The organism is Kitasatospora sp. NPDC051170 (assembly GCF_044455705.1).
GTDB lineage: Bacteria > Actinomycetota > Actinomycetes > Streptomycetales > Streptomycetaceae > Kitasatospora.
On the sequence record NZ_JBITFA010000027.1, the window covers coordinates 21,238 to 45,818 of the forward strand.

The 24,581-nt window shown below is 73.8% G+C and carries 25 protein-coding genes; 21 read left to right on the forward strand and 4 right to left on the reverse strand.

The window, feature by feature from the left end; all coding sequences use genetic code 11:
* Positions 1 to 293: 293 nt before the first annotated feature.
* The 7 genes from ACIBCA_RS35655 to ACIBCA_RS35685 all read left to right on the forward strand — a co-directional run bounded on the left by ACIBCA_RS35655 (position 294) and on the right by ACIBCA_RS35685 (position 9,092).
* Positions 294 to 1,814 (forward strand): sugar transferase, encoded by a 1,521-nt coding sequence (locus tag ACIBCA_RS35655; protein WP_396287311.1) that lies wholly within the window; start codon positions 294 to 296, stop codon positions 1,812 to 1,814.
* 5 nt (positions 1,815 to 1,819) lie between these two features.
* Complete coding sequence (locus ACIBCA_RS35660) at positions 1,820 to 3,148, forward strand: O-antigen ligase family protein (RefSeq protein ID WP_396287312.1); 1,329 nt, start codon at positions 1,820 to 1,822, stop codon at positions 3,146 to 3,148.
* A complete protein-coding gene (murJ, locus tag ACIBCA_RS35665) occupies positions 3,145 to 5,052 on the forward strand; it encodes a murein biosynthesis integral membrane protein MurJ (RefSeq protein ID WP_396287313.1) in 1,908 nt (635 codons plus the stop codon). Before ACIBCA_RS35660 ends, murJ begins: the two co-directional genes overlap by 4 nt.
* Positions 5,042 to 5,884, forward strand: coding sequence for a polysaccharide deacetylase family protein (locus ACIBCA_RS35670; protein WP_396287315.1), 843 nt, complete (start codon positions 5,042 to 5,044; stop codon positions 5,882 to 5,884). The genes murJ and ACIBCA_RS35670 overlap by 11 nt, the downstream gene beginning before the upstream one ends.
* Positions 5,881 to 6,996: a glycosyltransferase gene (locus ACIBCA_RS35675; protein ID WP_396287316.1), complete on the forward strand. Its 1,116-nt coding sequence runs from the start codon at positions 5,881 to 5,883 to the stop codon at positions 6,994 to 6,996. Before ACIBCA_RS35670 ends, ACIBCA_RS35675 begins: the two co-directional genes overlap by 4 nt.
* A 102-nt stretch (positions 6,997 to 7,098) precedes the next feature.
* Positions 7,099 to 7,920 carry a Wzz/FepE/Etk N-terminal domain-containing protein gene (locus tag ACIBCA_RS35680; protein ID WP_396287318.1) on the forward strand — a complete coding sequence of 274 codons (822 nt, stop codon included), beginning with the start codon at positions 7,099 to 7,101 and terminating at the stop codon, positions 7,918 to 7,920.
* Complete coding sequence (locus ACIBCA_RS35685; protein WP_396287319.1) at positions 7,917 to 9,092, forward strand: GNAT family N-acetyltransferase; 1,176 nt, start codon at positions 7,917 to 7,919, stop codon at positions 9,090 to 9,092. The genes ACIBCA_RS35680 and ACIBCA_RS35685 overlap by 4 nt, the downstream gene beginning before the upstream one ends.
* A gap of 12 nt (positions 9,093 to 9,104) precedes the next feature.
* Here ACIBCA_RS35685 and ACIBCA_RS35690 read toward each other — a convergent pair whose 3' ends face one another.
* Positions 9,105 to 10,334, reverse strand: coding sequence for a glycoside hydrolase family 26 protein (locus ACIBCA_RS35690; RefSeq protein ID WP_396287320.1), 1,230 nt, complete (start codon positions 10,332 to 10,334; stop codon positions 9,105 to 9,107).
* A 377-nt stretch (positions 10,335 to 10,711) separates the two neighbouring features.
* On the opposite strand from ACIBCA_RS35690, the gene ACIBCA_RS35695 reads away from it, so the two are divergent.
* The 9 genes from ACIBCA_RS35695 (at position 10,712) to ACIBCA_RS35735 (ending at position 17,640) form a co-directional block, all read left to right on the forward strand.
* Positions 10,712 to 11,653: a hypothetical protein gene (locus ACIBCA_RS35695; protein ID WP_396287322.1), complete on the forward strand. Its 942-nt coding sequence runs from the start codon at positions 10,712 to 10,714 to the stop codon at positions 11,651 to 11,653.
* A gap of 243 nt (positions 11,654 to 11,896) precedes the next feature.
* The gene (locus tag ACIBCA_RS35700; RefSeq protein WP_396287323.1) at positions 11,897 to 13,495 is read left to right on the forward strand and encodes an ABC-F family ATP-binding cassette domain-containing protein; all 1,599 of its coding nucleotides are present in this window, start codon (positions 11,897 to 11,899) and stop codon (positions 13,493 to 13,495) included.
* A gap of 326 nt (positions 13,496 to 13,821) precedes the next feature.
* On the forward strand, positions 13,822 to 14,055 hold the full coding sequence (locus ACIBCA_RS35705; RefSeq protein WP_031070427.1) for a helix-turn-helix domain-containing protein: 234 nt from the start codon (positions 13,822 to 13,824) through the stop codon (positions 14,053 to 14,055).
* A gap of 242 nt (positions 14,056 to 14,297) precedes the next feature.
* On the forward strand, positions 14,298 to 15,104 hold the full coding sequence (locus ACIBCA_RS35710) for an enoyl-CoA hydratase/isomerase family protein (RefSeq protein ID WP_396287324.1): 807 nt from the start codon (positions 14,298 to 14,300) through the stop codon (positions 15,102 to 15,104).
* A 147-nt stretch (positions 15,105 to 15,251) separates the two neighbouring features.
* On the forward strand, positions 15,252 to 15,794 hold the full coding sequence (locus ACIBCA_RS35715) for an Asp23/Gls24 family envelope stress response protein (protein WP_396287325.1): 543 nt from the start codon (positions 15,252 to 15,254) through the stop codon (positions 15,792 to 15,794).
* A gap of 46 nt (positions 15,795 to 15,840) precedes the next feature.
* Complete coding sequence (locus ACIBCA_RS35720; RefSeq protein WP_031070434.1) at positions 15,841 to 16,032, forward strand: hypothetical protein; 192 nt, start codon at positions 15,841 to 15,843, stop codon at positions 16,030 to 16,032.
* On the forward strand, positions 16,029 to 16,388 hold the full coding sequence (locus ACIBCA_RS35725; protein ID WP_396287326.1) for a hypothetical protein: 360 nt from the start codon (positions 16,029 to 16,031) through the stop codon (positions 16,386 to 16,388). Before ACIBCA_RS35720 ends, ACIBCA_RS35725 begins: the two co-directional genes overlap by 4 nt.
* Positions 16,385 to 16,993, forward strand: coding sequence for a DUF6286 domain-containing protein (locus ACIBCA_RS35730; protein ID WP_396287327.1), 609 nt, complete (start codon positions 16,385 to 16,387; stop codon positions 16,991 to 16,993). Before ACIBCA_RS35725 ends, ACIBCA_RS35730 begins: the two co-directional genes overlap by 4 nt.
* Positions 16,990 to 17,640, forward strand: coding sequence for an alkaline shock response membrane anchor protein AmaP (locus ACIBCA_RS35735; protein WP_396287328.1), 651 nt, complete (start codon positions 16,990 to 16,992; stop codon positions 17,638 to 17,640). Before ACIBCA_RS35730 ends, ACIBCA_RS35735 begins: the two co-directional genes overlap by 4 nt.
* Positions 17,641 to 17,687: 47 nt before the next feature.
* On the opposite strand, the gene ACIBCA_RS35740 is transcribed toward ACIBCA_RS35735, so the two are convergent.
* Positions 17,688 to 18,449 (reverse strand): SDR family NAD(P)-dependent oxidoreductase, encoded by a 762-nt coding sequence (locus tag ACIBCA_RS35740; RefSeq protein ID WP_396287329.1) that lies wholly within the window; start codon positions 18,447 to 18,449, stop codon positions 17,688 to 17,690.
* A gap of 83 nt (positions 18,450 to 18,532) precedes the next feature.
* Here ACIBCA_RS35740 and ACIBCA_RS35745 point away from each other — a divergent pair, with 83 nt between their 5' ends.
* Together ACIBCA_RS35745 and trxA are read left to right on the forward strand one after the other, a co-directional pair.
* Positions 18,533 to 18,940 carry a MerR family transcriptional regulator gene (locus tag ACIBCA_RS35745; RefSeq protein WP_396287330.1) on the forward strand — a complete coding sequence of 136 codons (408 nt, stop codon included), beginning with the start codon at positions 18,533 to 18,535 and terminating at the stop codon, positions 18,938 to 18,940.
* Positions 18,941 to 18,979: 39 nt separating this feature from the next.
* The gene (gene trxA / locus ACIBCA_RS35750; protein ID WP_396287331.1) at positions 18,980 to 19,309 is read left to right on the forward strand and encodes a thioredoxin; all 330 of its coding nucleotides are present in this window, start codon (positions 18,980 to 18,982) and stop codon (positions 19,307 to 19,309) included.
* On the opposite strand, the gene ACIBCA_RS35755 is transcribed toward trxA, so the two are convergent.
* Entirely contained in the window at positions 19,306 to 20,109 is an 804-nt protein-coding gene (locus ACIBCA_RS35755; RefSeq protein WP_396287332.1) for an SURF1 family protein, read from the reverse strand. The genes trxA and ACIBCA_RS35755 overlap by 4 nt on opposite strands.
* Before the next feature lie 31 nt (positions 20,110 to 20,140).
* A complete protein-coding gene (locus ACIBCA_RS35760) occupies positions 20,141 to 21,127 on the reverse strand; it encodes a DEDDh family exonuclease (protein WP_396287333.1) in 987 nt (328 codons plus the stop codon).
* 122 nt (positions 21,128 to 21,249) lie between these two features.
* Here ACIBCA_RS35760 and ACIBCA_RS35765 point away from each other — a divergent pair, with 122 nt between their 5' ends.
* From ACIBCA_RS35765 to ACIBCA_RS35775, 3 genes are all read left to right on the forward strand, one after another.
* On the forward strand, positions 21,250 to 22,293 hold the full coding sequence (locus tag ACIBCA_RS35765) for a zinc-dependent alcohol dehydrogenase family protein (RefSeq protein WP_396287335.1): 1,044 nt from the start codon (positions 21,250 to 21,252) through the stop codon (positions 22,291 to 22,293).
* Positions 22,294 to 22,548: 255 nt separating this feature from the next.
* Positions 22,549 to 22,905, forward strand: coding sequence for a DUF485 domain-containing protein (locus ACIBCA_RS35770; RefSeq protein ID WP_396287336.1), 357 nt, complete (start codon positions 22,549 to 22,551; stop codon positions 22,903 to 22,905).
* Positions 22,902 to 24,521, forward strand: a complete 1,620-nt coding sequence (locus ACIBCA_RS35775) for a cation acetate symporter (protein WP_396287338.1) — start codon at positions 22,902 to 22,904, stop codon at positions 24,519 to 24,521. The genes ACIBCA_RS35770 and ACIBCA_RS35775 overlap by 4 nt, the downstream gene beginning before the upstream one ends.
* Positions 24,522 to 24,581: the final 60 nt, after the last annotated feature.

Here is a 24,581-nt window from a genome sequence, read left to right on the forward strand (position 1 = left end):
GGCGTGGTCGTATTCGCACCCTCGACCGGATATTCGGGCGAGGTGGCAATCAGAAATACCTATTAATGGGCGGCTGGAATGAAACGGCAAGTCAACTTCCAGCCGATAACGCCCGGTTCTGTATTGTCTGATTTTGCCTGCTTCGTTTCGATTTCTCACCGGCAATTCGCGAAAGCCGACAACGGCAGCAGGTGCCGTCAGGACCGCGCCCACCGGGCCGGGACGGCCGCCCCCCGCCAACCGGCGACGGGGCGCCGTCGCCCCGGGCACACAGCAGGGGAGTTCGTGCGCTGATGACCATTGACCACGACAGCTTGCCGCGCTCAGGCGGGCCCCTGCCCGCCCCCCACCGGCCCGCCACCGGACTTCTCGACCGTCCGGCCGGAGCCGTGCGGACCCGCGCCGTCGCCCCGCCCCGCCGCCACCGCCCGGCCCCCTCCCGCTACGCCCTGCCGCTCACCCTGCTCCAGGTCGACGCCATCGCCCTGTGCACCGCCACGGCCGTCGCCAACCGGGCCATCGACCCGGCCACCCGGCTCACCCCCCTCCTGGGCGTCGCCGCCGTCCTCCCGCTCCTGCTCCTGCTCAACCTCACCGGCGGCCTCTACCGCACCCGGCTCACCCTCTCCGTCCTCGACGAACTACCCGCACTCGCCGTCCGGGCCGTCGTCGCCACCGCCTTCGCCGTCACCCTCGCCGGCTGCCTGGACGGCCGCTGGCCCGACTGCGGACCGGCCACCCCCGCCCGGCTCACCGTCCTGCTCGGTGCCCAGCTGCTCATCGCCACCCTCGGCCGCGCCGTCCTCTACCACCTCGTGCGCCGCATCCGCCGCAGCCGGCCCAACCCCGTCCTGGTGCTCGGCGCCGGCCGCCTCGGCCGCCGCGTCGCCGCCGCCCTCGACGAGCACGGCGAGTACGGGATGCGCCCCGTCGGCTTCCTCGACGCCGACCCGCCGCTGCTGCCCGGCGACACCGACCTGCCCGTCCTCGGCGGCGGCGAGGTCCTGGAACGCGAGGTCCGCCGCCACCGCGTCCACCACGTCATCGCCACCGCCGGCGCCGCCGACGAGGCCGAGACCGCCGCCACCCTGCGCGAGGCCGCCCGGCTCGGCTGCCAGGTCTGGCTCGTCCCCGCCCTGCGCGAGTACGGCTCCCTGCCCACCGCCCCCATCGCCGGCGGCGACCACCTGTGGGGGTTCCCCTGTCTGCGCGTCGGCCGCGCCGCCATGCGCCGCCCCGGCTGGGTCGGCAAACGCGCCCTCGACATCTGCGCCGCCGCCTTCGGCCTGCTGCTCCTCGCCCCCGTCCTCGCCCTGTGCGCGCTCGCCGTCCGCTTCGACACCGGCCCCGGCGTGCTCTTCCGCCAGCAGCGCACCGGCCTGGACGGCCGCGTCTTCACCGTCCTCAAGTTCCGCACCCTGCGCCCCAGCAACGAGCACGAGTCGGCCACCCGCTGGAACATCTCCCAGGACCACCGCATGGGCGCCGTGGGCCGCGTCATGCGCAAGAGCTCCCTGGACGAGCTCCCGCAGCTGTGGAACGTCCTGCGCGGCGACATGAGCCTGGTCGGCCCGCGCCCCGAACGCCCGTACTTCGTCATGCGGTTCAGCCAGGCCTACCCCGAGTACGCCGACCGCCACCGCGTCCCCGTCGGCCTCACTGGCCTCGCCCAGGTCAACGGCCTGCGCGGGGACACCTCCATCGAGGACCGGGCGCGCTTCGACAACCGCTACATCGAGAGCTGGAGCCTCTGGCAGGACGTCAAGATCCTGTGCCGCACCGCGGCGTTGATGCTCCACCCGGACGGGAGCTGACCCGCGTGGCCCTGACCCTTCCCGCAGTACCGAGCCCGGCGTCGTTACGGAGGACCCTCGCGGCGGCCGCCGACCGGCCCAGCCTGCTGGCCGCCGCGACCGTGCTGCTGGTCTGCGTGCCCACCGGCGAGAAGGACGTCACGGCCGCCGTCCACGTCACCGCCGCCGACCTCGCGTCGCTGGCGCTGGTCGCGCTCACCGCCCTCAACCTGCTGCGCGGGCGGCTGCCCGCCGTCGGCCGCGGCACCTGCGTGCTGTTCGGCGGGATCGTGGCCGCCGCCGCCGTCGCCACCGTCGGCTCGATCGACCCGGCCACCAGCGTCACCGGCTTCGTCCGGCTCACCCAGGTCTTCGTCCTCGTGCCCGCCTCGGTGCTGTGCGCGCTGCGCGACCGCACCGACCAGCGGCTCGTCCTCGGCTCCTTCGTCCTCGCCGCCCTCGTCGAGGGCGCCGTCGGCGCCCACCAGTACCTCACCCGCACCGGCGCCTCCTACACCGGCCAGCCGATCCGCGCCGTCGGCACCTTCGGCGCCCTGGACGTCATGGCGATGTCCACCGTCGTCAGCTACGGCCTGCTCGCCGCCCTCGCCCTAGCCCTCGGCGAACGGCGGCCCGGAGGGGACGCGCGGCTGCGCCGGGCGATGTTCGCCGCCGCCGCCTTCCTCGCCTTCCCCCTCGCCGTCTCCTTCAGCCGGGGCAGCTGGATCGCCACCGGCGTCGCCGCCACCGCCCTGCTGCTGCGCGCCGACGCCCGGCTGCTGGTGCGCAGCGCCGTCCTCGGCCTCGCCGCCGCCGTCGTCCTCGTCGGCGGGATCGGCCTCGGCGCCTCCGGCGTCACCGCGCGGATCAGCTCCATCGGCTCCGTCTCCGCCGCCCCCGACCAGTCCGTCTCCGACCGCTACGACCTGTGGTCCACCGCCGGCCGGATCTGGCAGGACCACCCCGTGCACGGCGCCGGCCCCAAGGCCTTCCAGCAACTGCGCGACTCCCACGCCCCGCTGAGGCTCTCCTCCGGCAGCGACACCTCCGACTCCACCGGCGGATTCCAGCGCGAACCGCTGCTCTCCCCGCACAACATGTACCTCCTGGTGCTCAGCGAGCAGGGCCTGATCGGCATCACCGCCTACGCCGCCCTCTTCCTCGGCCTGCTCCTCGGCTGCCTGCGCTCCCGCGCCGGGATCGGACTCGCCGCCCTCGCCCTGCTCACCTGGCAGCTGATCGACTTCCTGTACGCCGACATCGGTGGCACCACCACCGTCCTGACCTCCATCGTCTTCGGCCTGGCCGCCAGGTCGGCCGCCGGGTCGGCCGCCGTCCGCGAGGTGAACCCGTGAACACCGAAGGGCCCACCGCCCTCGCCGCCTCCCTGCCGGCCCCGCGCAGCGCACCCGAACCGCCCCCCGGCCCCGGCCGGGCCCCCCGCGGCGGCTTCCTCGCCAAGGCGTTCGGCGTCACCGCCGTCCTCAGCGCCGCCGGCTCCGGCCTCGGCCTGCTGCGCGACCTGCTGCTCGCCCGCTACTTCGGCGCCAACCAGGGCACCGACGCCTTCCTCGTCGCCTGGACCGTCCCGGAGACGGCCGCACCGCTGCTGATCGAGGACGCCATGTCCTTCCTCATGGTGCCCGCCTTCGCCCTCGCCCTGGTGCTGCGCGAGGAGGACCCGGACGCCCCCGACCCCGTCCGCCAGGTCGTCCGCGCCACCCTGCCCTGGCTGCTCCTCGCCCTCAGCGGCCTCTCCCTGACCGTCGCCCTCGGCGCCCCGCAGCTCGTCACCCTGCTCGCCCCCGGCCTGCACGACCCGGCCCTGGCCGTCACCTGCACCCGGATCACCGCCGTCACCGTGCTGCCCTTCGGCGTCGCCGGCTACCTCGCCGCCGCCCTGCGCGCCCACCACCGCTTCACCGCCCCCGCCGGCATCTACGTCGCCTACAACCTCGGCATCCTCGCCGTCCTCCTCGCCGGCCAGGCGTACCTGGGCGTGCGCTCCGCCGCCCTCGGCGTCGCCGTCGGCAGCCTCCTGATGGCGGGCCTGCTCGTCCTCCCCTTCCTGCGCCGCCTGCGCGAGGGCTCCACCGGTACGGGCCGCGGCCGCCGCTCGCCGGAGGGCGTGTCCGACGATTCCCGCCGGGCGCGCGGCGCCGGGGCACGCACCTCGCCGCGTTGTCGTCGGTCGCCAATGCTCCGCAGTGGCTCCCTCCTCCGCCTTGCGATGCACGCACCCCAACGCCGCGCGCTGATCCGACGTGAATCGTCGGACACGCCCAAGGCCCTCGTGCTGATGCCGCTGGCCCTGCTGCCGATCGCCTCCTTCACCCTCACCCGGCAGTCCCAGGTCTTCGTCGAGCGCTACCTCGGCTCGGCCCTGCCACCCGGCACCATCTCGCACCTCAACTACGCGGCCAAGGTCTCCCAACTCGCCATGACCGCGGGCATCCTGATCGTCACCGTCACCTTCCCCCTGGTCGCCAGGGCGCTCGCCGCCGGAGACCTCACCGCCGCCCGGGACCGGGTCGAGAAGGACCTCGGCCAGGCCGCCGCCGTCGTCCTGCTCGGCACCTCCTTCCTGATGGCCTGCGCCCCCTCCGTCGTCGCCCTGCTCTTCCAGCGCGGCGCCTTCGGCCCGCAGGACACCGAGGCCACCGCCGAGGTCATCCGGGTCTACAGCTTCGGCCTGCCCGCCCAGGCGCTCATCGGGGTGATGATCCGCCCGTACTTCTCGCTGCGCCCGGTCGTCCGCAGAGCCGACGAACCGGGCACCGAGCCCGGCGGGCGGCGGCTGCTCGACTGGTACCCCGTCGGCGCGATGCTGCTCGGCCTCGCCGTCACCGTCGCCGTGGGCCTGCTCACCACCGGCCGCTTCGGCGCCCTCGGCATCGCCGCCGGCAACGCCGCCGGGATCACCACCACCGCCGCGCTGCTGCTGCACGGGCTCGTGCTGCGCGGCATCCCGCTGCGGCTGCGCCGGGTGCTCGGCGGCCACGGCCGGCTGGTGGGCGCCGCCGCCGGGGCCACCGTCCTCGGCACGGCCACCGCCGGCCTGAGCGCCGACCCGTTGCTCGCCACCCTTCTCGGGGGCCTCACCGTGGTGCTGGCCTTCGCCGCCCTCGGCGCCGGCCTCGGCGCCCGCGAGGTGCGCGGCCCCGTGCTCGCCGCCCTGCGCGTCGTCAGCCCCCAGAAGGCCCCGACCCTGAGGACCCCGCCAACCGCCGACGAAGGGAAGCCTCCCCATGGACACTGAACGGGGAACAGTCCGTTCGGCCCGGACGGGTACCGCCGACGCCCGGAACCCCCGGGCGCACCTGCCCCGCAGCCGCCGCCCCCTCGGCGAACCGGCCGTCAGGGGCGCCGGCTCGCCGTGGATCCTGATGTACCACTCCGTCGCCGTCGAACGCGAGGACCCGTACCGGCTCACCGTCAGCCCCGAGCGGTTCGCCGAACAGATCGCCTGGCTGCACCGGCACGGGCGGCGCGGCGTCTCCGTCCGCGAACTGATCCGGGCCCGCGCCCTCGGCCGCGACGACAAGCTCGTCGGCCTGACCTTCGACGACGGCTACGCCGACTTCGGGCGCTATGCCGTACCGATCCTGCACGCCTACGGCTTCACCGCCACCGCCTACGTCGTCGCCGACCTGCTCGGCCGCGACAACGGCTGGGACGCCGACGGCCCCCGCAAACAGCTCCTCACGGTCGAGGAGGTCACCGAACTCGCCGCCGCCGGCTGGGAGATCGGCTCCCACGGCCTCGGCCACAAGGCCCTGCCGGGCCTGCCCGCCGAGGAACTCGCCGTGCAGACCCGGGAGAGCCGCCGACTGCTGGAGGAGGTCGTCGGCGGCCCCGTCACCGGCTTCTGCTACCCGTACGGCGCCGTCGACCTGCCCGCCACCCTGGCCGTGCGCGACGCCGGCTACGACTACGCCTGCGCCATCGAGCACTCCGCGCTCACCGGCCCCTTCGCCCTGCCGCGCTGCTACGTCGGCGACCGCGACGGGGGCCTGCGGCTGCGCGCCAAGAGGGGCCGCCAGCGCGTGCGGGACCTGATGACCGGGCTGCGCCGGAGGGTCGGGCGGTGAGGGTCCTGCACATCGTCACGGGCCTCGCCTCCGGCGGCGCCGAGCGCCAGCTCCACCTGCTGCTGCGGCACCTGCCCGCCCACCAGCGGTGCGAGGTGCTCGCCCTGACCAACCCCGGCACCGTCGCCGCCGCCCTGCGCGCCGACGGCGTGAGCGTCCACCACCTCGACATGCGCGGCAACCGCGACCTCGGCGCCCTGCCCCGGCTCGTACGCCTCGTCCGCGAGGGCCGCTACGACCTGGTCCACACCCACCTCTACCGGGCGCAGCTGTACGGCCGGCTGGCCGCCCGCCTCGCCGGGGTGCGCGCCGTGGTCTCCACCGAGCACTCGCTGCACGCCGGGGTGATCGAGGGCCGGCCCGTCACCCGGGGTGTCAAGGGCCTCTACCTGGCGGCCGAACGCCTCGGCAGCACCACCGTGGCCGTCTCCCGGCAGGTCGCCCAGACCCTGCACTCCTGGGGCGTCCCGCCCGCCCGCGTCGAGCTGATCCCCAACGGCATCGACACCGCCCGTTTCTCCCGCCCGCCCGCCGAGCGGGCCGCCGCCCGCCGCCGCCTCAGGGCCGAACTCGGCCTGCCGCAGGGGAGTTGGGCGATCGGCGGGGTCGGACGGCTGGTGCCGGGCAAGCGCTTCGAGGTGCTGGTCGAGGCCCTGGCCGCACTCGACCCGGCCAGCCGGCTGGTGCTGATCGGCGAGGGCCCCGCACGCGCCGCCCTGGAGCGCCGGGCCGCCGAACTCGGCGTCCGGGACCGGCTGGTGCTCACCGGCGAGCGCGACGACGTGCCCGAACTGCTCACCGCCCTGGACGTGCTGGCCGCGCCCTCCACGCGGGAGACCTTCGGCCTCGGCGTCCTCGAGGGCCTGGCCGCGGGCCTGCCCGTACGCCACAGCGCCTGCCCCGCGCTCGACGAACTGCCGCCCAGCGCCGCCCCGCAGGCCCGCCGCATCCCCTCCGAGCCCGCCGCGTACGCCGCCGCGCTGCGCGACCTGCGGCACGTGAACGACCACAGCGCCGACCCGCTGCCCACCCCGCCGGCCGTCGGCCACTACGACATCGCCCGGGTCGCCGCCGACCTGGGCGCCCTCTACGACCGGCTGGCCCGCGCTTGAACCCCCGGCACATGGGGGTCGCGACGCCGACCCCATGTGCCGGGCGGTCCTCACCGCCCGGCCCCGCCGGTTCCGCCGATCCATAGTCAAGGAGCCACACCCATGACCACACCGCGCCGAAGCGCCCGCCGCCTGGTCCGCCGCTGGTGGCCGGTGGCGCTCGCGGTGCCGCTGGGCGCCGCGGCCGGCGCCGGGTACGCCGCCGTCTCGCACCCCTCCTACGCCGCCAGCGCCTACGTGCTCGTCGTGGCGCAGAACCCGGGCGAGGCCGCCACCGCGACCAACTTCGCCCAGGCGTACGGCCGGCTGGCCGGGCAGCCGCAGGTGCTCGCGGTCGCGGCGGCCGAGACCGGCCACAGCCGCGCCGAGATGGAGAGCCTGGTCCACGGCACCACCTCCCCGGACGCCCCGATGATCGAGATCACCGGCACCGGCGGCCACCCCCAGGAGGCTGCCCGGACGGCCGACGCGGTGGCCCGCTCGCTGGTCTCCTTCGCCAACGCCAGCAGCAAGGACACCAACGTCCGCCTGGTGACGCTCGCCCCGGCCGCCGAGCCGGACAAGCCGACCACGCCCTCCGGCAAGCTGGACGTCGCGGTGGGCGGCGCGGCCGGGGTGCTGATCGGGGCGCTGGTGATGATGACGCGCCGCCGCCCGGGGGCGGAGGGCGTCCTCGCGGAGGACACGACGCAGACGCCCGGGACGCCCGGGACGCCCGAGGTCGCCGCGGCGCCGAGCACCCCGCGCCCGCGCTCCGAGGAGCAGCCGGCCGCGAAGGCCGCGGACGAGGCGAAGGCGGAGCCGGAGGCCGGGGCGAAGGGTGCCCCGAAGGGCGAGGCGAAGGGCGAGGCGAAGGCAGACCCGAAGGCCGACCCGAAGGCGAAGCCCGCCAAGGAGAAGGCCCCGGCGGGGAGCGCGCGATGAGCAGCACCGAGACCCGCCGGGCGGCGGCCCGCGTGCCCGCCCGGTCCACCGCCCCCTCCCCGGCCTGGACCACCGAGCTGCGCCGCGAGGACGACGCCCTCGACACCCTCGCCGAGGAGTGGGACGACCTCGCCGCCCGCTGCCGCACGGCCACCTTCTTCCAGGCCGCCGACTGGCTGCGCTCCTGGTGGCACCACTACGGCCGCCCCGGCGAGCTGCTCCTGGTGCTGGTCCGCCGCGACGGCCGGCTGGTCGGCGCCGGCGCCTTCCAGCGGCGCGGCGGGCCGCTCGGCGGCCTCACGGGCCTCGGCGACGGCCTGGTCGACTACAGCGACGTGCTGCTCGACGACGACTGTGCCGACCGGGCCGCCGCCGAACTCGCCGCCGCCCTGCCGATCACCCGCCCCTGGCAGTTCCTGGAGCTGCGCGAGGTGCACCCCGAGGCGGCCGTGCAGCGGGTCTACGCGCACTGGCGCGGGCGTCGGCGCCGCTACGAGGACTCGCTCTGCCAGTACCTCCCGGCCGTCCCGATGGACCGGCTGCTCAAGCGGGTGCCCGGCAAGACCGCCCAGCGCAGCCGGGTGAAGCTGCGCAAGATCGCCGAGGCCGGGGTGAAGGTCCGCTCCACACCGGTGGAGGAGGTGCCCGAGGCCCTCGAGGGGCTGCTGCGGCTGCACATCCTGCAGTGGAGCGAACGCGGCGTCACCCCCGAGCACCGCACGGAGCGCTTCGCCCGCCATCTGACGGAGTCCACGATCGCCATGGTCGGCAGCGGCAAGGCCGCCGTCCACCAGTTCCACCTCGACGGCCAGCTGGTCGCCGTGAACCTGCTGCTGCTCTGCCCGGCCCGCAGCGGGCTCTACATGTACGGCGCCCACCCGGTGCTGCGGGACCGCCTCGACATCGCGGGGCTGCTGTTCAGCGCGGCCCTGGACGAGACGGTCGGCGCGGGCATCCCGGTGTTCGGACTGCTGCGCGGCCAGGAGCCGTACAAGCAGCGCTGGCGTCCGGACCAGCTCCCCAACCAGCGCCTCCTGCTGGGCCCCGCCGGACCGGCTCCCGCCGCCACCGCCAGGGCCGCCGCGATCCGCACCCGGATCGCGGCGGTGCACCAGCTGCGCACCCGCTTCCCCCGCCTCAAGCAGGCCCTCCTGGCCCGCCGCCTCGGCTGAGGGCGCCCCCGCTCAGCGCCGGGCGGGCTTGGAGGTCGCGGTCGCGCCGGGCGAGCTGCCCGGCGCGACTGGTGCGGTCGGCGTGGCGGGCGTGGTGGGCGTGGTGGGCGTGGCGGGAGCACTCGGGGCCGCCGGTGCGCTCGGCGCCGGAGAAGTGGCCGGGGGAGCGGTGGGTGCCGGGGGAGCGGTGGGGACGGGCACGGGGGCGCCCTTGGAGCCGGACATCAGCTGCCGGAACCGCGCCGCCGAGCGCGGGTTGCGCTCGCACTGGAAGAAGCCGTGCGGGCAGTAGTCGGTGACGGTCTGGTAGGCGGTGTCGTGGGTGCGCATCCACTCGACCATCCGCTGCACGAACTCCGGGTTGTCGCCGTTGCGGAACAGCCCCCACTCCGGGTACGAGATCTGCTTGCCGCGCTTCGCCGCGAACTCCACCTGGTCCTGCAGGCCGTACGGCTCGCGCACGTAGTCGTCGAAGGTGGCCCCGGCCGGCTGGTCGTAGCTGTCCATGCCGATGATGTCGACCACGTCGTCCCCGGGGTAGCACCGCGTCCACGGGATGGCGTCCAGGCCCCGGTTGGGGGTGAAGTCGAAGCGGAACCGCTGCCCGGGCACCGAGCGCATCACCCCGACGATCCGCCGCCAGTACGCCTTCCAGGCGGAGGGGTCGGGCTTGCAGCGGTGGGTGTAGGTGACGCCGTTCATCTCCCAGCCCATGGTGAGCACGGTGTCGGCCCCGCCGAGGGCCACCAGCCGGTGCGCGAGCCTGAGGAAGTGCCGGTCGAAGTCCCCGCGCGCGCCCTGGGCGAGCAGCCTGGCGACCTCGCCGTCCGGCACGTTCGCCTCGTTGGGCACCAGCATCGGCACGCCCAGGACCAGCTGCCGGGAGGGATCGCTCAGCCGCCACTGCGCCCACATGCCGAGGACCACCGGATCGCCCTCGACGTCGCTCCAGCCGTTGCCCGCCAGGTAGGTGTGGCCCACCTGGAGGTTGGCGTCGCCGAGCCACTGCGCGTACCGGTCGATCTGGGGGATGTAGTTGTCCCAGGAGCCGACGAAGGCGCCGAACGGCGGCTCGTGGTTCGGCCGCTGCACGGTCGGGCGGGCGGCGGCCCCGCGCGGCTCGAAGGCGTCGGAGGAGAGGCTGCGCCGCTCCGGTGCGCTGAGCGGCGTCCCGGCCGGGACGCTGGCCGTGGCCATCAGCAGCAGGGCGGCGGCGGCCAGCGTCAGACGGCCGATGCGCATGGTCTCTCCTCCGGGCGGCGCAGTGAGGGTGGACGGGCGACGGTGCGGACGGACCGTGATGACCCGCTTGCCGACAGTAGGGCCGGAGGGCGTCGGAAAAGCCGAATGTCACTCTAAAGTGGGCGATATTCGAACGCCGTCTGCCGCAATGCGCCGACCGGTGGACGTCGTGCGGGCCGTGTATCAGGTCTGTAACGGTCCGGCGAGCCGATCCCGGGCCGCGCCGGACCGCGCCGGCGCCCGGCCCCGGCCCCGACGGCGCAGGTCGGCGGGTGGGCGCGCGGGGGCGGCGCACCCGGCCGGGCGCGCGACCGCGGGCGGCCGCGGCACCCGATTACGAGCTGACTCGCCCGCCCGCCGAAAGGTACGCTCCGGCCGTGTCCCGGAAGCCTCTGCGTGTACTGACCCCCCGCTCGGTCCTGCCTGCCCTGGCGGTGATGCTGGTCCTTGCGGCCGGTGCGGCGGCACACGCCAACAAGCCGGTGCCGTTCGGCGACCGGGTGGCCGGGCCGGGCAACGCGGACGCCACGCCCGTCAACTCCCAGTCCCTCAGCACCGCCGACCTCGACCTGCGGGTGGTCGGCGGCGGCGTGGAGGCGTTCCACCGCCAGAGCGGCGCCTCGGCGTGGACGTACAACCGCGAGGGCGCCGAGGCGCTCCACCTGGCGATGGCCGGGGAGAACGCGATCGTGGTCTGGGACGACGGCCTCGTCACCTCGGTGCGCCCGGGCGACCACGAGGTGCGCTGGCACCGCGCCGTCCCCGGCCTGGTGGACTGGCTGCGCGGCTCCGACGAGCCGGGCGCCGACAAGCGCACCCCGGACCAGCGCAAGCAGCTCGCCAAGGAGCGGGCCGCCGGCGCGCTGCACACCGTCCAGCGGGACGGCTCGCCCTGGCTGGCCGTGGTGACCCCGAGCCTGACCATGGGCCTGCGCGACGCCGACGGCGACCTGCGCTACAACGACAAGCCCCCGAGCGGCTGCGCCTTCGACCCACTGCGCACCGTCCACACCGACTACGCGGTGCTGATCCCGCGCACCTGCACCAACGGCTCCGGCCAGGTCGTCTCCGGGGCCGTCACCGGCTACCGGCTGGACAGCAACGGCTGGGCGACGGGCACCGGGCCGAACCCGGTCGTCAAGGTGCTGGACGCGCGCCGGGTGCAGGTCTCGGACGGGCCGATCCTGCCGCCGAAGGTCATCGACACCAAGACGGCCGCCCCCGAGACGCCCTGCGGCAACCCGGCGGCCCCGTTCGCGGCCATCCGCCCGCTGAACTGCGCGGACCCCTCCGCCACCCCGGGCGCACTACCGCAGTAGTGGCACTACGTCAGTGGTCCCACGGCGGAGCACTACGGAAGTAGTGCCACTGTCGGCGTAGTCACCGCCTCCCCGGGCGTACCCCGGGGAGGTACCCGTCGGGCGTTTCGCGCGGCCCGGTAGACTTGCCGTCATGGCTATCTACTCCGGGCACTAGCGGGCCGCGGCGCCCTATCCGCAGCGCCGACCGCCGTCGAAGCCCCCGCCCGTTCGCCCGCCACGTCCCAGGAGCAGTTCCCAGCCATGATCTCCGCCACCGCCCTCGAACTGCGCGCCGGTGCCCGCGTCCTCATCGAGTCCGCCAGCTTCAAGGTCGCCGCGGGCGACCGGATCGGCCTGGTCGGCCGCAACGGCGCCGGCAAGACCACCCTCACCAAGGTCCTGGCCGGCGAGGGCATCCCCGCCGCCGGGACGGTGACCCGCTCGGGCGAGGTCGGCTACCTCCCGCAGGACCCGCGCACCGGCGACCTCGACGTGCTCGCCAAGGACCGCATCCTGTCCGCCCGCGGCCTCGACACCGTGCTCAGGAAGATGCGCGAGAACGAGGAGCGGATGGCCAACGGCAAGGGCGCCACCCGCGACCAGGCGATGAAGAAGTACTCCCGCCTGGAGACGGAGTTCCTCACCAAGGGCGGGTACGCCGCCGAGGCCGAGGCCGCCACCATCGCCGCCGCGCTCGGTCTGCCCGACCGCATCCTGGGCCAGCCCCTGCACACCCTCTCCGGTGGTCAGCGCCGTCGCGTCGAGCTGGCCCGCATCCTGTTCTCGGACTCGGACGTGCTGCTGCTCGACGAGCCCACCAACCACCTCGACGCCGACTCCATCGTCTGGCTGCGGGACTTCCTGAAGACGTACAAGGGTGGCTTCATCGTCATCTCCCACGACGTCGAACTGGTCGAGACGGTCGTCAACAAGGTCTTCTACCTGGACGCCAACCGCTCCGCCATCGACGTCTACAACATGGGCTGGAAGCAGTACCAGCAGCAGCGCGAGGACGACGAGAAGCGCCGCAAGCGCGAGCGCGCCAACGCCGAGAAGAAGGCCGCGACGCTGAACGCGCAGGCCGACAAGATGCGCGCCAAGGCGACCAAGACCGTGGCCGCGCAGAACATGGCCCGCCGCGCCGACAAGCTGCTCGCCGGCCTGGAGCAGGTCCGGGTCAACGACAAGGTCGCCAAGCTGCGCTTCCCGGACCCGGCCCCCTGCGGCAAGACCCCGCTGACGGCCGAGGGCCTGTCCAAGTCGTACGGCTCCCTGGAGATCTTCACCGACGTCGACCTGGCGATCGACCGCGGCTCCCGCGTCGTCGTGCTCGGCCTCAACGGCGCCGGCAAGACCACCCTGCTGCGGATGCTGGCCGGGGTGGAGAAGCCCGACACCGGCGAGGTGATCCCGGGCCACGGCCTGAAGATCGGCTACTACGCCCAGGAGCACGAGACCCTGGACCCGGACCGCACCGTCCTGGAGAACATGCGCTCGTCCGCGCCGGACACCGACCTGGTGCAGATCCGCAAGATCCTCGGCTCCTTCCTCTTCTCCGGCGACGACGTGGACAAGCCGGCCGGGGTGCTCTCCGGCGGTGAGAAGACCCGTCTGGCGCTGGCCTCCCTGGTGGTCTCCTCCGCCAACGTCCTGCTGCTCGACGAGCCCACCAACAACCTCGACCCGGCCAGCCGCGAGGAGATCCTCGGGGCGCTGCGCGACTTCTCGGGCGCGGTCGTGCTGGTCACCCACGACGAGGGCGCGGTCGACGCGCTCCAGCCGGAGCGGATCATCCTGCTGCCGGACGGGGTGGAGGACCTGTGGAGCCCGGCGTACGCCGACCTGGTCAACCTGGCCTGACCGGACGTGGACATTCGTCCACCGATCGGACCAGAAAAACTAGTCCCTACGGCGTGTCCGGGAATGAAGTAGCTCCCGATTCCGTTTAAGAACTTCCCGTCGGCCCGCCACTCGATCGTGGTCGGGCCGACGCTGCTGATCAGCCCTTTCGCGGCGGGCGGCGGATTCCACCTGGGGGCGCGCACTCTGAGTGAGCGCCCCGACGCGCTCGGATCACCACCGCAGGACTGCACATTCCCGACATCGGACTTGCCGAATGGGTGGCCAGGAGGCGGTGGATGGGTGATCATGGGAATCTGACCGAGCAACGCTATGAGGAGGCACGGGTGGCCGAGACTCTGAAAAAGGGCAGCCGGGTGACCGGTGCCGCGCGTGAGAAGCTCGCGGCCGATCTCAAGAAGAAGTACGACGCCGGGGCGAGCATTCGCGCCCTCGCTGACGAGACCGGCCGTTCCTACGGCTTCGTGCACCGGATGCTCAGCGAGTCCGGAGTGGTGCTCCGGGGCCGCGGCGGTGCCACGCGAGGCAAGAGCAAGGCGACTGCCGGAGCCGGTTCCTGACGGCTCGTCAGCCACAGCTGAATGGCGCGGCGGCAGGGCGCCGGCCGAGGGCGCGGCGGTCCACCGCCGACTGATCGTCCGTCCTCGGACCGAGCGGACCGGCCGCCGATCGTCATGTCCCGATCCTTCACCCGTTCGGCGCAATCGCCCCGCGTGGATCTTTCCTGGGTGCGGCTCTGCCGCTGAGCGCCCGCTTTTGTTACTCTCCGGTAGCCGAATCCCTCGCCACCGGAGGTTCCCGCATGACCGCCCCCGCCATCGACCCGCAGGCCCCGAGCTGGGAGCGCGACGGCGTCCGCCTGGAGATCGAGGGCGAACTCGCCGTCGTCACCCTCTGTCAGCCCGCGCGCCGCAACGCCCAGTCGCCCGCCCTCTGGCGCGCCCTCGTCGACGCCGGCCGCGACCTCCCCGGCAGTGTCCGGGTCGTGCTGCTGCGCGCCGAGGGCCTCTCCTTCTCCGCCGGTCTCGACCGTGCGATGTTCACCCCCGAAGGCATCCCCGGCGAGCCCACCTTCCTTCAGCTCGCCGCCGCCGACGACCGCGAACTCGACGAGACCATCGCCTCCTACCAGGACGCTTTCACCTGGTGGCACCGGGCCGACCTGATCTCCATCGCCGCCGTCCAGGGCCACGCCGTGGGCGCCGGCTTCCAGCTCGCCCTGGGCTGCGACCTGCGCGTCGTCGCCGAGGACGTGCGGTTCGCCATGAAGGAGACCTCGCTCGGACTGGTCCCCGACCTCGCCGGCACCAAGCCGCTCACCGACCTCGTCGGCTACGCCCGGGCGCTCGAGATCTGCGCCACCGGCCGCTGGGTCGGCGCCGAGGAGGCCACCACCATCGGCCTCGCCAACCTGGCCGTGCCCGGCACCGAACTGGACGCCGCCGCCCGCGACCTCGCCGCCGCGCTGCTGGCCGCCCCGCGCGGAGCCGTCATCGAGACCAAGGCCCTCCTCCAGGGCGCCTCCCGGCGCACCCTCGACGAGCAGCGCTCCGCCGAACGGGTGGCGCAGGCCCGTCGCCTGCGGGAGCTCGCCGGCATCGGCGACTGACCGCCGTACACATCGGGCGAAGGGCCCGGCCCCGGGGAGCATCCGGGGTCGGGCCCTCGCCGTTCCGGCGGGCGGGGTTCGTGGCGGAATGTCACAGTTGGGATGGTTTGCGATACAGCTGGTGCCGTTACGACGGGAGAACACCCCATGCCTGACACTCCGACGCCTGCGAGCCTGCACAAGAACCCCGGCCACGCCCCCAACCCGGGCGCAGCGCCGTCCACCCCCAAGCCCGGCCCCACCGGCGCGGGCGGAGGCGACGGCGGCCGGCCCGTCGGGGAGCGCGGGCGGACGGCACTGGCCGTGGGGGTGGTCGAGAAGATCGCCGGAATGGCCGCCCGTGAAGTCTCCGGAATCCACGCCCTCGGCTCCGGCCTCTCCCGCACCTTCGGCGCCATGCGCGACCGGGTACCCGGCGGGAAGTCCAGCATCGGGCGGGGCATCAAGGCCGAGGTCGGCGAGAAGCAGACCGCCATCGACATCGCACTGGTCGTCGAATACGGCGTGGTCATCCCCGAACTCGCCCACCAGGTGCGGGAGAACATCATCGACGCCGTGGAACGCATGACGGGCCTCGAGGTCGTCGAGGTCAACATCGCCGTCAACGACGTCCACCTGCCCGACGAGGCGGATGTCGAGGAGGAGGAAGAGCAGGCGCTCTCCCCGGGACAGCGCCCGAGGCTCCGGTAGACCCGGACGGTAGCCCCGGACGGACCCACAGCACGAGGAGGAACGGATGAACCTGGCCATCGTCGGCCTGGTGGTGGGCATGGCCCTCGGTTTCGCCGGGTACTTCGGCGGCTTCGCGGCGTTCCTGCTCGTGGCGGCGCTCGGACTGGTCGGCTTCGTGCTCGGGCGCGTACTGGAAGGGGACATCGAGCTGGGCGACCTCGGTGACCTGCTGCGCGGGCGGGACCGGCGTCGTTGACCCCCCCGGCCGGCGGCACAGCCGCCCTCCCCTCCCGCGCCGCCGCCACCCGAGGCCGCCTGAGAATCGCCGACCGGGTCTACACCCGGATCGCGGCCACCGCCGCCCGCGAGGCCCTGGCCGCCGCCTGGGCCGGACGCGCTGTCGCAGGGAAGCCGCCCACGGTGTCCGTGCACGTCCCGGGCAGCACGGTGACCGTGCGGGTGGGCGTGGAACTGCCCTTCCCCGCGGACCTCGGCGCACTGGCGCGGGGCGTACGGGAGCGGGTGGCGGCGCAGGTCCTGGGGCTGACGGGGACGCGGGTGTCGGAAGTGGTGGTCGTGGTCGAGAAGTTGATCCCCCGGGGGGCCTCGTGAGCGAGGACCCCGAGGGTTCTGCCGAGGGCATCGAGGAGCCGCCGCCGGCGAAGGTGCGGCGACTGCGGGCGCCCCGAACGGCCGCCGCGGCGCTGGTCGCCACCGCGCTGCTGGTGGCGGCGGGGGCGCTGCTCTACGACGTCGTGGCGGTCCGGGCCGGGCAGCCCGCCCGCCGGTGGCGGGCGCAGCTCGCGGACGAGCTGGCCACCCGTCACCTCGACGACCTGTGGGTGCTGGTCGGCGCCGGGGCGGCCGTGCTGCTGGGCGGCTGGCTGCTCTGGCTGGCCCTCGCACCCGGACTGCGGAAGTGGCTGCAGCTGCGCCCGTACGGCGACACCACTGCGGCCATCGACCGCGCCGGCGTCGGCCACCTGCTGGCCGACCGGGCGGCAGGGCTGACGGGCATCGAGGACCTGCGCATCCGCGTGCGCCGGAGGCGAGTCCGGGTGCGCCTGACCGGCCCGGCCGATCCCGCGTCGGTTCAGCGGCAGCTGCGGGACGAGCTGGCCAGGGTCGGCCTGGCCCGGGAGCTGCGGCTGGACGTCCGCGCCGCACGCGGCGCCGGTGCGGCTGACGGGCCTGAGCGGGAGCGGGTGGCGGTGTGAGACGCGGCGTGGTGAACCGGGTGGTGCTGGGGCTGGTGGGGATGGTGCTGCTCGGGGTGGGGGTGCTGGTGCTGGCGGGCGGGTTGAACCTGTACCGGCATCTGGGGGTGGCGCCGCCGTCCTGGTGGCCGTTGACCTCGCCCGACCAGCCGGTGGTGAGTGAGCGCTCGCGGATGCGGTGGGTCGCGGAGGACTGGTGGTGGCCCGCCGTGATCTCCGGGCTGTCGGTGCTGGTGGTGGGCACGGTCTGGTGGCTGGTGGCGCAGCTGCGGCGCAGCGGGCTCTCCAGCATCGCGGTGCCGACTCCGGGGGCCGGGGGCCTCAAGCTGAGGGTCGCGGCGCGGGCGCTGGAGGAGGTGTTGGAGAGCGGGACGGCGGTGCTGCCGGAGGTGGAGCGGGCCGGGGTGCGCCTGGTGCGGGCGCCCCGGCACCCCCGGCTGCGCGGCGCCGTACGGCTGACGCCGGGCGGGGACCCGGCGGGGCTGGTGGCGCACTTCGAGGACGGGCCTCGGGCGGACGCCCTGGCGAGCCTGGGGCTGCCCGAGCTGCCCGCCGAGCTGAGGGTGCGGGTGCTGCAGGCGGCCCCCGTCGAGCACCGGCACCGGTGGCCGAGGCGCCGGCGCAAGCAGCACCCGCGCGTGGTCTAGGGCGTGTCTGACGATTCCCGCCGGGCGGTCGCCGCCGGGGCACGCACCTAGAGGGTGCGCAGGGCCCCGCCGTCCACCGGGATCATCACGCCGGTCAGGTACGACGCCGCGGGCGACAGCGCGAAGGCCGCGACCTTGCCGAACTCCTCCGGGGTGCCGTACCTGCGCAGGGGGATGGCGGCGCACGCCTGTTCGCGGGCGGCGTCGGGGTCGGGGGCGAGGCCGTCGAGTTCGCGGACGCGGTCGGTGTCGATGCGGGCGGGGAGGAGGCCGATGACGCGGATGCCGCGCGGGCCGAGTTCGTCGGCGAGGGCCTTGGCGGCCATGGCGAGGCCGGGGCGCAGGCCGTTGGAGACGGCGAGGCCGGGGACGGGCTGGCGGACGGAGCTGGAGAGGACGAAGCCGATCACGCCGCCTTCGGGGAGTTCGGCGGCGGCGGTGCGGGCGATGCGCAGGGCGCCGAGGAAGACGGACTCGAAGGCGTCGCGCCAGGCGGATTCGGGGGTGGTCCCGACGGTGCCGGCCTGGGGGCCGCCGACGCTGATCAGGACGCCGTCGAAGCGGCCGAAGCGGTCGCCGGCCTCGGTGACGAGACGTTCGGCGGTGGCGGGGTCGGCGTTGTCGGCGACCAGGCCCTGGGCGCTGCCGAGGGCGGACAGTTCGGCGACGGCGGAGTCGACGGCGGCCTGGGTGCGGCCGGTGATCAGCACGTGGGCGCCGTCGGCGGCGAGTTCGCGGGCGGTGGCGAGGCCGAGGCCCCGGGTGGCGCCGGTGACGACGTACGCCTTGTTCTTGAGTCCGAGATCCATGGGGACCATCTTGCCGCCCGGGGCTGGCGTTGACGTCCGGGGGAAGGTTTACGGTCGTCACTCGAGAGCACGGGAGGTCGGCCATGAGGATCGGGGAACTGGCGGAGCTGGCGGGGACGACCACGCGCACGCTGCGGTACTACGAGCAGCTGGGGCTGCTGCCGGCCCGTCGGGCGGGCAACGGGTACCGGGCGTACGACGACGCGGACGTCCGGTTGCTGCGGGAGATCCGCATGCTCCAGGACTTCGGGTTCGGGCTGGAGGAGACCCGGCCGTTCGTGGAGTGCCTGCGGGCGGGGCACCCGGAAGGGGATTCCTGCCCGGCCTCGCTGGAGGTGTACCGGCGCAAGCTCGCGGAGCTGGACGACTGCATCGCCCGGCTGGAGGACGTCCGGCGGCAGGTGGCGGGGCAGTTCGAGCGGGCGGTGCAGGCGCGGGACGAGCTGGCGGCCTCCGTGCAGCCGCCGTTGTGTGAACTGACCGAGGACTGACCGAGGACTGACCGAGGACTGACCGAGGAGGAGTAGTCGATGGAGATCGCAGGGGTGCCGGCGGTGACGGACGCGACGTTCGCGGCGGAGGTGCTGGAGGCGGAGGGGCCGGTGCTGGTGGACTTCACGGCGGACTGGTGCCCGCCGTGCCGGATGATGGCGCCGGTGCTGGCCGACATCGCCCGGGAGGAGGCGCACCGGCTGCGGGTGGTGAGCCTGGACGTGGACGTGAACCCGGAGACGCAGGCGGCGTACGGCGTGCTGTCGATGCCGACGCTGATGGTGTTCAAGGGCGGGGAGCCCGTGCGCTCGGTGGTGGGGGCGCGGGCGAAGGCCCGGCTGCTGCGCGAGCTGGAGGAGGTGCTTTAGGCCTGGGCCGGGACGGCTTCGGCGGACACCTCGGCCTCGGCGGCCTGCCGGGCGCGGTCCTTGGCCTCCCGGCGGGCGAGGATCACGACGCCGACCGGGATCATCGCGGTGAACAGCCACCACTGGATGGCGTAGGCCATGTGCGGCCCGATGTCGGAGTGGTTGGGCTCGGGGACGAGCTGGGGCTGGTCGGCGGGGGCCGGGGTGGTGGCGGCGAGTTCGAGGTAGCCGCCGAGGAGGGGGGAGCCGCCCTCCTTGGACTGCTCCTCGGTGTTGATCAGGTTGAACTGGCGGTCGGGCAGGCCCGCGCGGTCCTTGATGCCGCTGTCGCCGTACGTCTCGTCGGCGCGCAGCCGGCCGGTGAGGGTGACCTCGCCGGCCGGGGCGGCGGGGACGGGCGGGTACTCGGTGGCGGTGGCGGCGGAGGCGACCCAGCCGCGGTTGACCAGGAGGGTGCCCTTGCCGTCGGCGAGCTTGAGCGGGGTCACCACGAAGTAGCCGATGCTGCCGCTGGAGTCGGTGCGCTTGCGGACGACGAACTCGTGTGCCGTGTCGTACTGCCCGGTGGCCGTCACCGTGCGCCAGGTGAGGTCCTTGGGGACGGTCGCTCCGGGGGCGCCGGAGAGGGTGTGGAAGGGGACGGGCGCGGCGGTGAGGGCCTTGCCGATCAGCTCGTTCCGGGCCACCCGCGCCTCGTGGCGGTGCAGCTGCCAGAATCCCAGCTCGATCGTCGCGGGGATCAGCAGCAGCGCGATCAGGACGGTGATCAGCCACTGGCGGGTCAGCAGGAATCGGTACACACCGGAACGGTACGCCGACCTCACACCCGGCTCACGCACCGGGGTGCGGGGCGACCTCGCGCAGGAGCTGGAGGAAGGCGTCCTCTCCGACGACGGGGGTGCCGACCTCGCGGGCCCTGCGCGCCTTGCCGCTCCAACTGGTCGGCTCGTTGGTGACGAGCAGGCTGGTGAGGCGGCTCACGGAGGTGGCGATGTGCAGGCCCGCCTCGGTGGCGCGGTCCTCCAGGAGCTCCCGGTCGGTGGCGGTGTCGCCGGTGAAGGCGATCCGCATGCCCTGGACGAGCGGCTTGCCGTCCTCCCAGCGCCCCGGGTTGGGGTACGGGCAGGGCGGGCGCTTCTTGGCCTGGCGGTACTGGGAGCCGGTCCAGCCGCCGCGGCCGGGGGCGGCGGGTTCGTCCTCGCCGAGGTCGGTGACCGCCACGCAGGTCTGCAGGGGCAGGGGGACGCCGCCGTCGCGGGCCAGGTGCAGGCTGGGGCGGAACGCCTCGGCGAGGACGCGGGCGTCGTCGAGGGCGTTGTGGGCCTGGCGCTGCTGGACGCCGAAGTGGGCGGCGAGCGAGGAGAGCTTGCCGTTGGGCAGCGGCAGCCGCAGGTCGCGGGAGAGGACCATGGTGCACAGCCGCTGCTCGACGGGGGCGTGCAGGCCGGCCCGGGAGAACTCGCGGGAGATCATGTTCCAGTCGAAGAGCGCGTTGTGGGCGACCAGGACGCGCCCGCGCAGCCTCTCGGCGAACTCCTCGGCGATCTGCGGGAAGGTGGGCGCGCCGGAGAGCAGCTCCGAGGTGAGGCCGTGGATCCACACCGGGCCCGGGTCCCGCTCGGGGTTGACCAGGGTGTACCAGTGGTCGGTGACCTCGCCGTCGTGGTCCAGCTGGTAGACGCCCGCGGAGATGACGCGGTCCGAGCGGCCGAGGCCCGTGGTCTCGACGTCGACCACCGCGAAGGGTGCGGCGGAGCGCTGGGCGGGGACCGCGGCGGTCCGCGGTGCGCCGAACGTCTCGGGCTGGATCGGTTGCATGGTCCAACAGGATAAGGGGCCGGTCGAAATGTTCGGGCGGACCGGCCGGAATAGAGTGGGCGACGAGGGGATTCGTACATCAGCCGGGGGGCTTCGTACATCTCTTTCGTAAGGACGATTCCATGCGCGCCACCGTGATCCACGGCCCGAACGACATCCGGATCGAAGAGGTCCCGGATCCGGTGATCCAGCAGCCGACCGACGTGGTCGTGCGTGTGCTGAACGCCTGTATCTGCGGCAGTGATCTGTGGGCCTACCGCGGGGTGGCGCAGCGGGTCGCCGGGCAGCGGATCGGCCACGAGTTCCTCGGTGTGGTCGAGGAGGCGGGCGCCGAGGTGCGCGGGTTCGCGGTGGGCGATCTCGTGGTGGCGCCGTTCGTCTGGTCGGACGGCGTGTGTGAGTTCTGTCTCGAGGGGCTGCAGACCTCCTGCCCGCACGGCGGCTTCTGGGGTCAGGTCGGCTCGGACGGCGGGCAGGGCGAGGCCGTGCGGGTGCCGTTCGCGGACGGCACGCTGGTGAAGCTGCCGAAGGAGGCGGCCGGGGACGAGAAGCTGCTGCCCGGGCTGCTGGCGCTGTCGGACGTGATGGCCACCGGCCACCACGCGGCCGTCTCGGCGGGGGTGCGCGAGGGCGCCACGGTCGCGGTGGTCGGCGACGGCGCGGTGGGCCTGTGCGGGGTGCTGGCGGCGCACCGGCTGGGCGCGGGCCGGATCATCGCGCTGGGCCGGCACACGGCGCGCACGGACCTGGCCCGGCGCTTCGGGGCGACGGACGTGGTGGCCGAGCGCGGCGATGCGGCGATCGAGGCGGTGCGGGAGCTGACCGGCGGGCTGGGCGCGCACGCGGTGCTGGAGGCGGTGGGGACGGAGGAGTCGATGCGTACGGCCGTCTCGATCGCCCGCGACGGCGGCGCCGTCGGGTACGTCGGGGTGCCGCACGGCGGCAGCGCCGGCGTCGACATCGGTCAGATGTTCGGCCGAAACGTTTCCCTCAACGGAGGTGTGGCCCCGGCCCGCGCGTACATCCCCGAGCTGCTGCCGGACGTGCTCTCGGGCGCGATCGAGCCGGGCCTGGTCTTCGACCGCACCGTGGACCTGGACGGCGTTCCGGACGGTTACCGGGCCATGGACGACCGCTCGGCGCTGAAGGTCCGTATCGCGTTCTGACACGGCGTCGGCCGGTCCGACATCGGAAGGGGTGGCACCGCCTGGGCGGTGTCACCCCTTCCGCATGTGGAGACGGTGGTGGTTTTCGGCCATTCGGATAGTGCGCAGGGGTGAACGGCTGGCTGATCGCGGTCAACCCCTTCCGGGGTGGGCACCACGCTCCTAGCATTGCGCGGCGCGCACGAGAACTGTGACGCCCCTCACGTTCGATCGTTCCCCACGTGCGACGCTACGCCGAAGGAGTGAGGAGTAAGGGTGGATTCCCCGCCGATCACCACGTCCCCCACGGAAGTCCAACTCATCGACGACAGCGAGGAGTTCAGGAGCCTGCGGCGCTCGTTCCGGAGCTTCGCCTTCCCCGTCACCATCGCTTTCGTCCTCTGGTACCTGCTCTACGTGCTGCTCTCCTGCTACGCGCCCGGGCTGATGGGCACGAAGGTCGCCGGCCACGTCAACCTCGCGATGGTGTTCGGGCTCCTGCAGTTCGCGTCCACCTTCGCCATCGCCGCCTGGTACGCCCGCTACGCCGACCGGCGGATCGACCCGCCCGCCGCCGCGATCCGCGAGGCGTACGGCGCCGTCGTCCACGCCCCCCGGGAGGCCGCCGAATGATCTTGCTCGCCAGCTCCGCCACCGAGCACCGCGGCCTGACGATGTCCCTCTTCGGGCTGTTCGTGGCGGCCACCCTGGTCATCACCGTCTGGGCCGGGCGCCAGAACCGCAGCGCCGCCGACTTCTACGCCGGCGGCCGCGGCTTCACCGGATTCCAGAACGGCCTGGCCATCTCGGGTGACTACATGTCCGCCGCGTCCTTCCTGGGCATCGCCGGCATCATCGCCCTCAACGGCTACGACGGGTTCCTCTACTCGATCGGCTTCCTGGTCGCCTGGCTGGTCGCCCTGCTGCTGATCGCCGAACCGCTGCGCAACTCCGGCCGGTTCACCATGGCCGACGTGCTCGCCTTCCGGATGCGCCAGCGGCCGGTGCGCACCGCGGCGGGCGTCTCCACCATCGTGGTGTCGATCTTCTACCTGCTCGCCCAGATGGTCGGCGCCGGGGCCCTGGTGGCCCTGCTGCTCGGCGTCACCGGGGAGGGCGCCAAGCGCTGGACCATCCTCGCCGTCGGCGCCCTGATGATCATCTACGTGGTGATAGGGGGCATGAAGGGCACCACCTGGGTGCAGATCGTCAAGGCGGTGCTGCTGATCGCCGGCGCCGCCCTGATGACCGTCCTCGTCCTCGCCAAGTACCACTTCAACCCCTCCGAGCTGCTCGGCGCCGCCGCCGACGCCAGCGGGAAGGGCGCGCAGTTCCTCGAACCGGGGCTCAAGTACGGGGCGAACGACACCTCCAAACTGGACTTCATCAGCCTGGGGATCGCCCTGGTCCTCGGCACCGCGGGCCTGCCGCACATCCTCGTGCGCTTCTACACCGTGCCCACCGCCAAGACCGCCCGGAAGTCGGTGCTCTGGGCGATCGGCATCATCGGCGTCTTCTACCTGATGACCCTCGCCCTCGGCTTCGGCGCGGCCGCGCTGGTCGGCAGGAAGGGCATGGCGGCCGTCGAGGGCAAGACCGTCTCCGGCAACACCGCGGCCCCGCTGCTCGCCGAGCAGCTCGGCGGCGGCAGCGGCACCACCGGCGGGGCGGTGATGCTCGCCGTGATCTCGGCCGTCGCCTTCGCCACCATCCTGGCCGTCGTCGCCGGGCTCACCCTCGCCTCCTCCGCCTCCTTCGCCCACGACCTCTACGCCAACGTGATCCGGCGCGGCAAGGCCAGCGAGAAGGAGGAGGTGCGGTCCGCGAAGTGGGCGGCCGTGGCGATCGGCGCGGTCGCCATCGTGCTCAGCCTCTACGCGGGCAAGCTCAGCACCGCCGCCCTCGTCGCCCTGGCCTTCGCGGTGGCCGCCTCGGCGAACCTGCCGACCCTGCTCTACTCGCTGTTCTGGAAGCGCTTCAACACCGCGGGCGCCGTCAGCTCCGTCTACGCCGGGCTGGTCACCTCCGTGGTGCTGGTGATCTTCTCCCCGGTGCTCTCCGGGGGCAAGAACTCCCTGTTCCAGGGCGTGGACTTCCACTGGTTCCCGCTGGAGAACCCCGGGCTGGTGTCCATCCCGGTCGGCTTCCTGGCGGGCTGGATCGGCACCCTGCTGTCCGGCGAACCCGCCGACGAGGCGAAGTACGCTGAACTGGAGGTCCGCTCACTGACCGGACTGGGCGCCCACTGATCGTTCCACGTGACTATGCTGGCCCGGCCCCGCCCGTGCGGCGTGGGCCGGGTCGGTGCG

Coding starts and splice junctions, on each gene's coding strand:
- ACIBCA_RS35745 (WP_396287330.1), top strand. CDS start 18,533: ATGAGGATCGGGGAACTGGCGGAGCTGGCGGGGACGACCACGCGCACG.
- ACIBCA_RS35670 (WP_396287315.1), top strand. CDS start 5,042: ATGGACACTGAACGGGGAACAGTCCGTTCGGCCCGGACGGGTACCGCC.
- ACIBCA_RS35710 (WP_396287324.1), top strand. CDS start 14,298: ATGACCGCCCCCGCCATCGACCCGCAGGCCCCGAGCTGGGAGCGCGAC.
- ACIBCA_RS35680 (WP_396287318.1), top strand. CDS start 7,099: ATGACCACACCGCGCCGAAGCGCCCGCCGCCTGGTCCGCCGCTGGTGG.
- ACIBCA_RS35720 (WP_031070434.1), top strand. CDS start 15,841: ATGAACCTGGCCATCGTCGGCCTGGTGGTGGGCATGGCCCTCGGTTTC.
- ACIBCA_RS35740 (WP_396287329.1), bottom strand. CDS start 18,449: ATGGATCTCGGACTCAAGAACAAGGCGTACGTCGTCACCGGCGCCACC.
- trxA (WP_396287331.1), top strand. CDS start 18,980: ATGGAGATCGCAGGGGTGCCGGCGGTGACGGACGCGACGTTCGCGGCG.
- ACIBCA_RS35715 (WP_396287325.1), top strand. CDS start 15,252: ATGCCTGACACTCCGACGCCTGCGAGCCTGCACAAGAACCCCGGCCAC.
- ACIBCA_RS35685 (WP_396287319.1), top strand. CDS start 7,917: ATGAGCAGCACCGAGACCCGCCGGGCGGCGGCCCGCGTGCCCGCCCGG.
- ACIBCA_RS35690 (WP_396287320.1), bottom strand. CDS start 10,334: ATGCGCATCGGCCGTCTGACGCTGGCCGCCGCCGCCCTGCTGCTGATG.
- ACIBCA_RS35700 (WP_396287323.1), top strand. CDS start 11,897: ATGATCTCCGCCACCGCCCTCGAACTGCGCGCCGGTGCCCGCGTCCTC.
- ACIBCA_RS35775 (WP_396287338.1), top strand. CDS start 22,902: ATGATCTTGCTCGCCAGCTCCGCCACCGAGCACCGCGGCCTGACGATG.
- ACIBCA_RS35760 (WP_396287333.1), bottom strand. CDS start 21,127: ATGCAACCGATCCAGCCCGAGACGTTCGGCGCACCGCGGACCGCCGCG.
- ACIBCA_RS35765 (WP_396287335.1), top strand. CDS start 21,250: ATGCGCGCCACCGTGATCCACGGCCCGAACGACATCCGGATCGAAGAG.
- ACIBCA_RS35655 (WP_396287311.1), top strand. CDS start 294: ATGACCATTGACCACGACAGCTTGCCGCGCTCAGGCGGGCCCCTGCCC.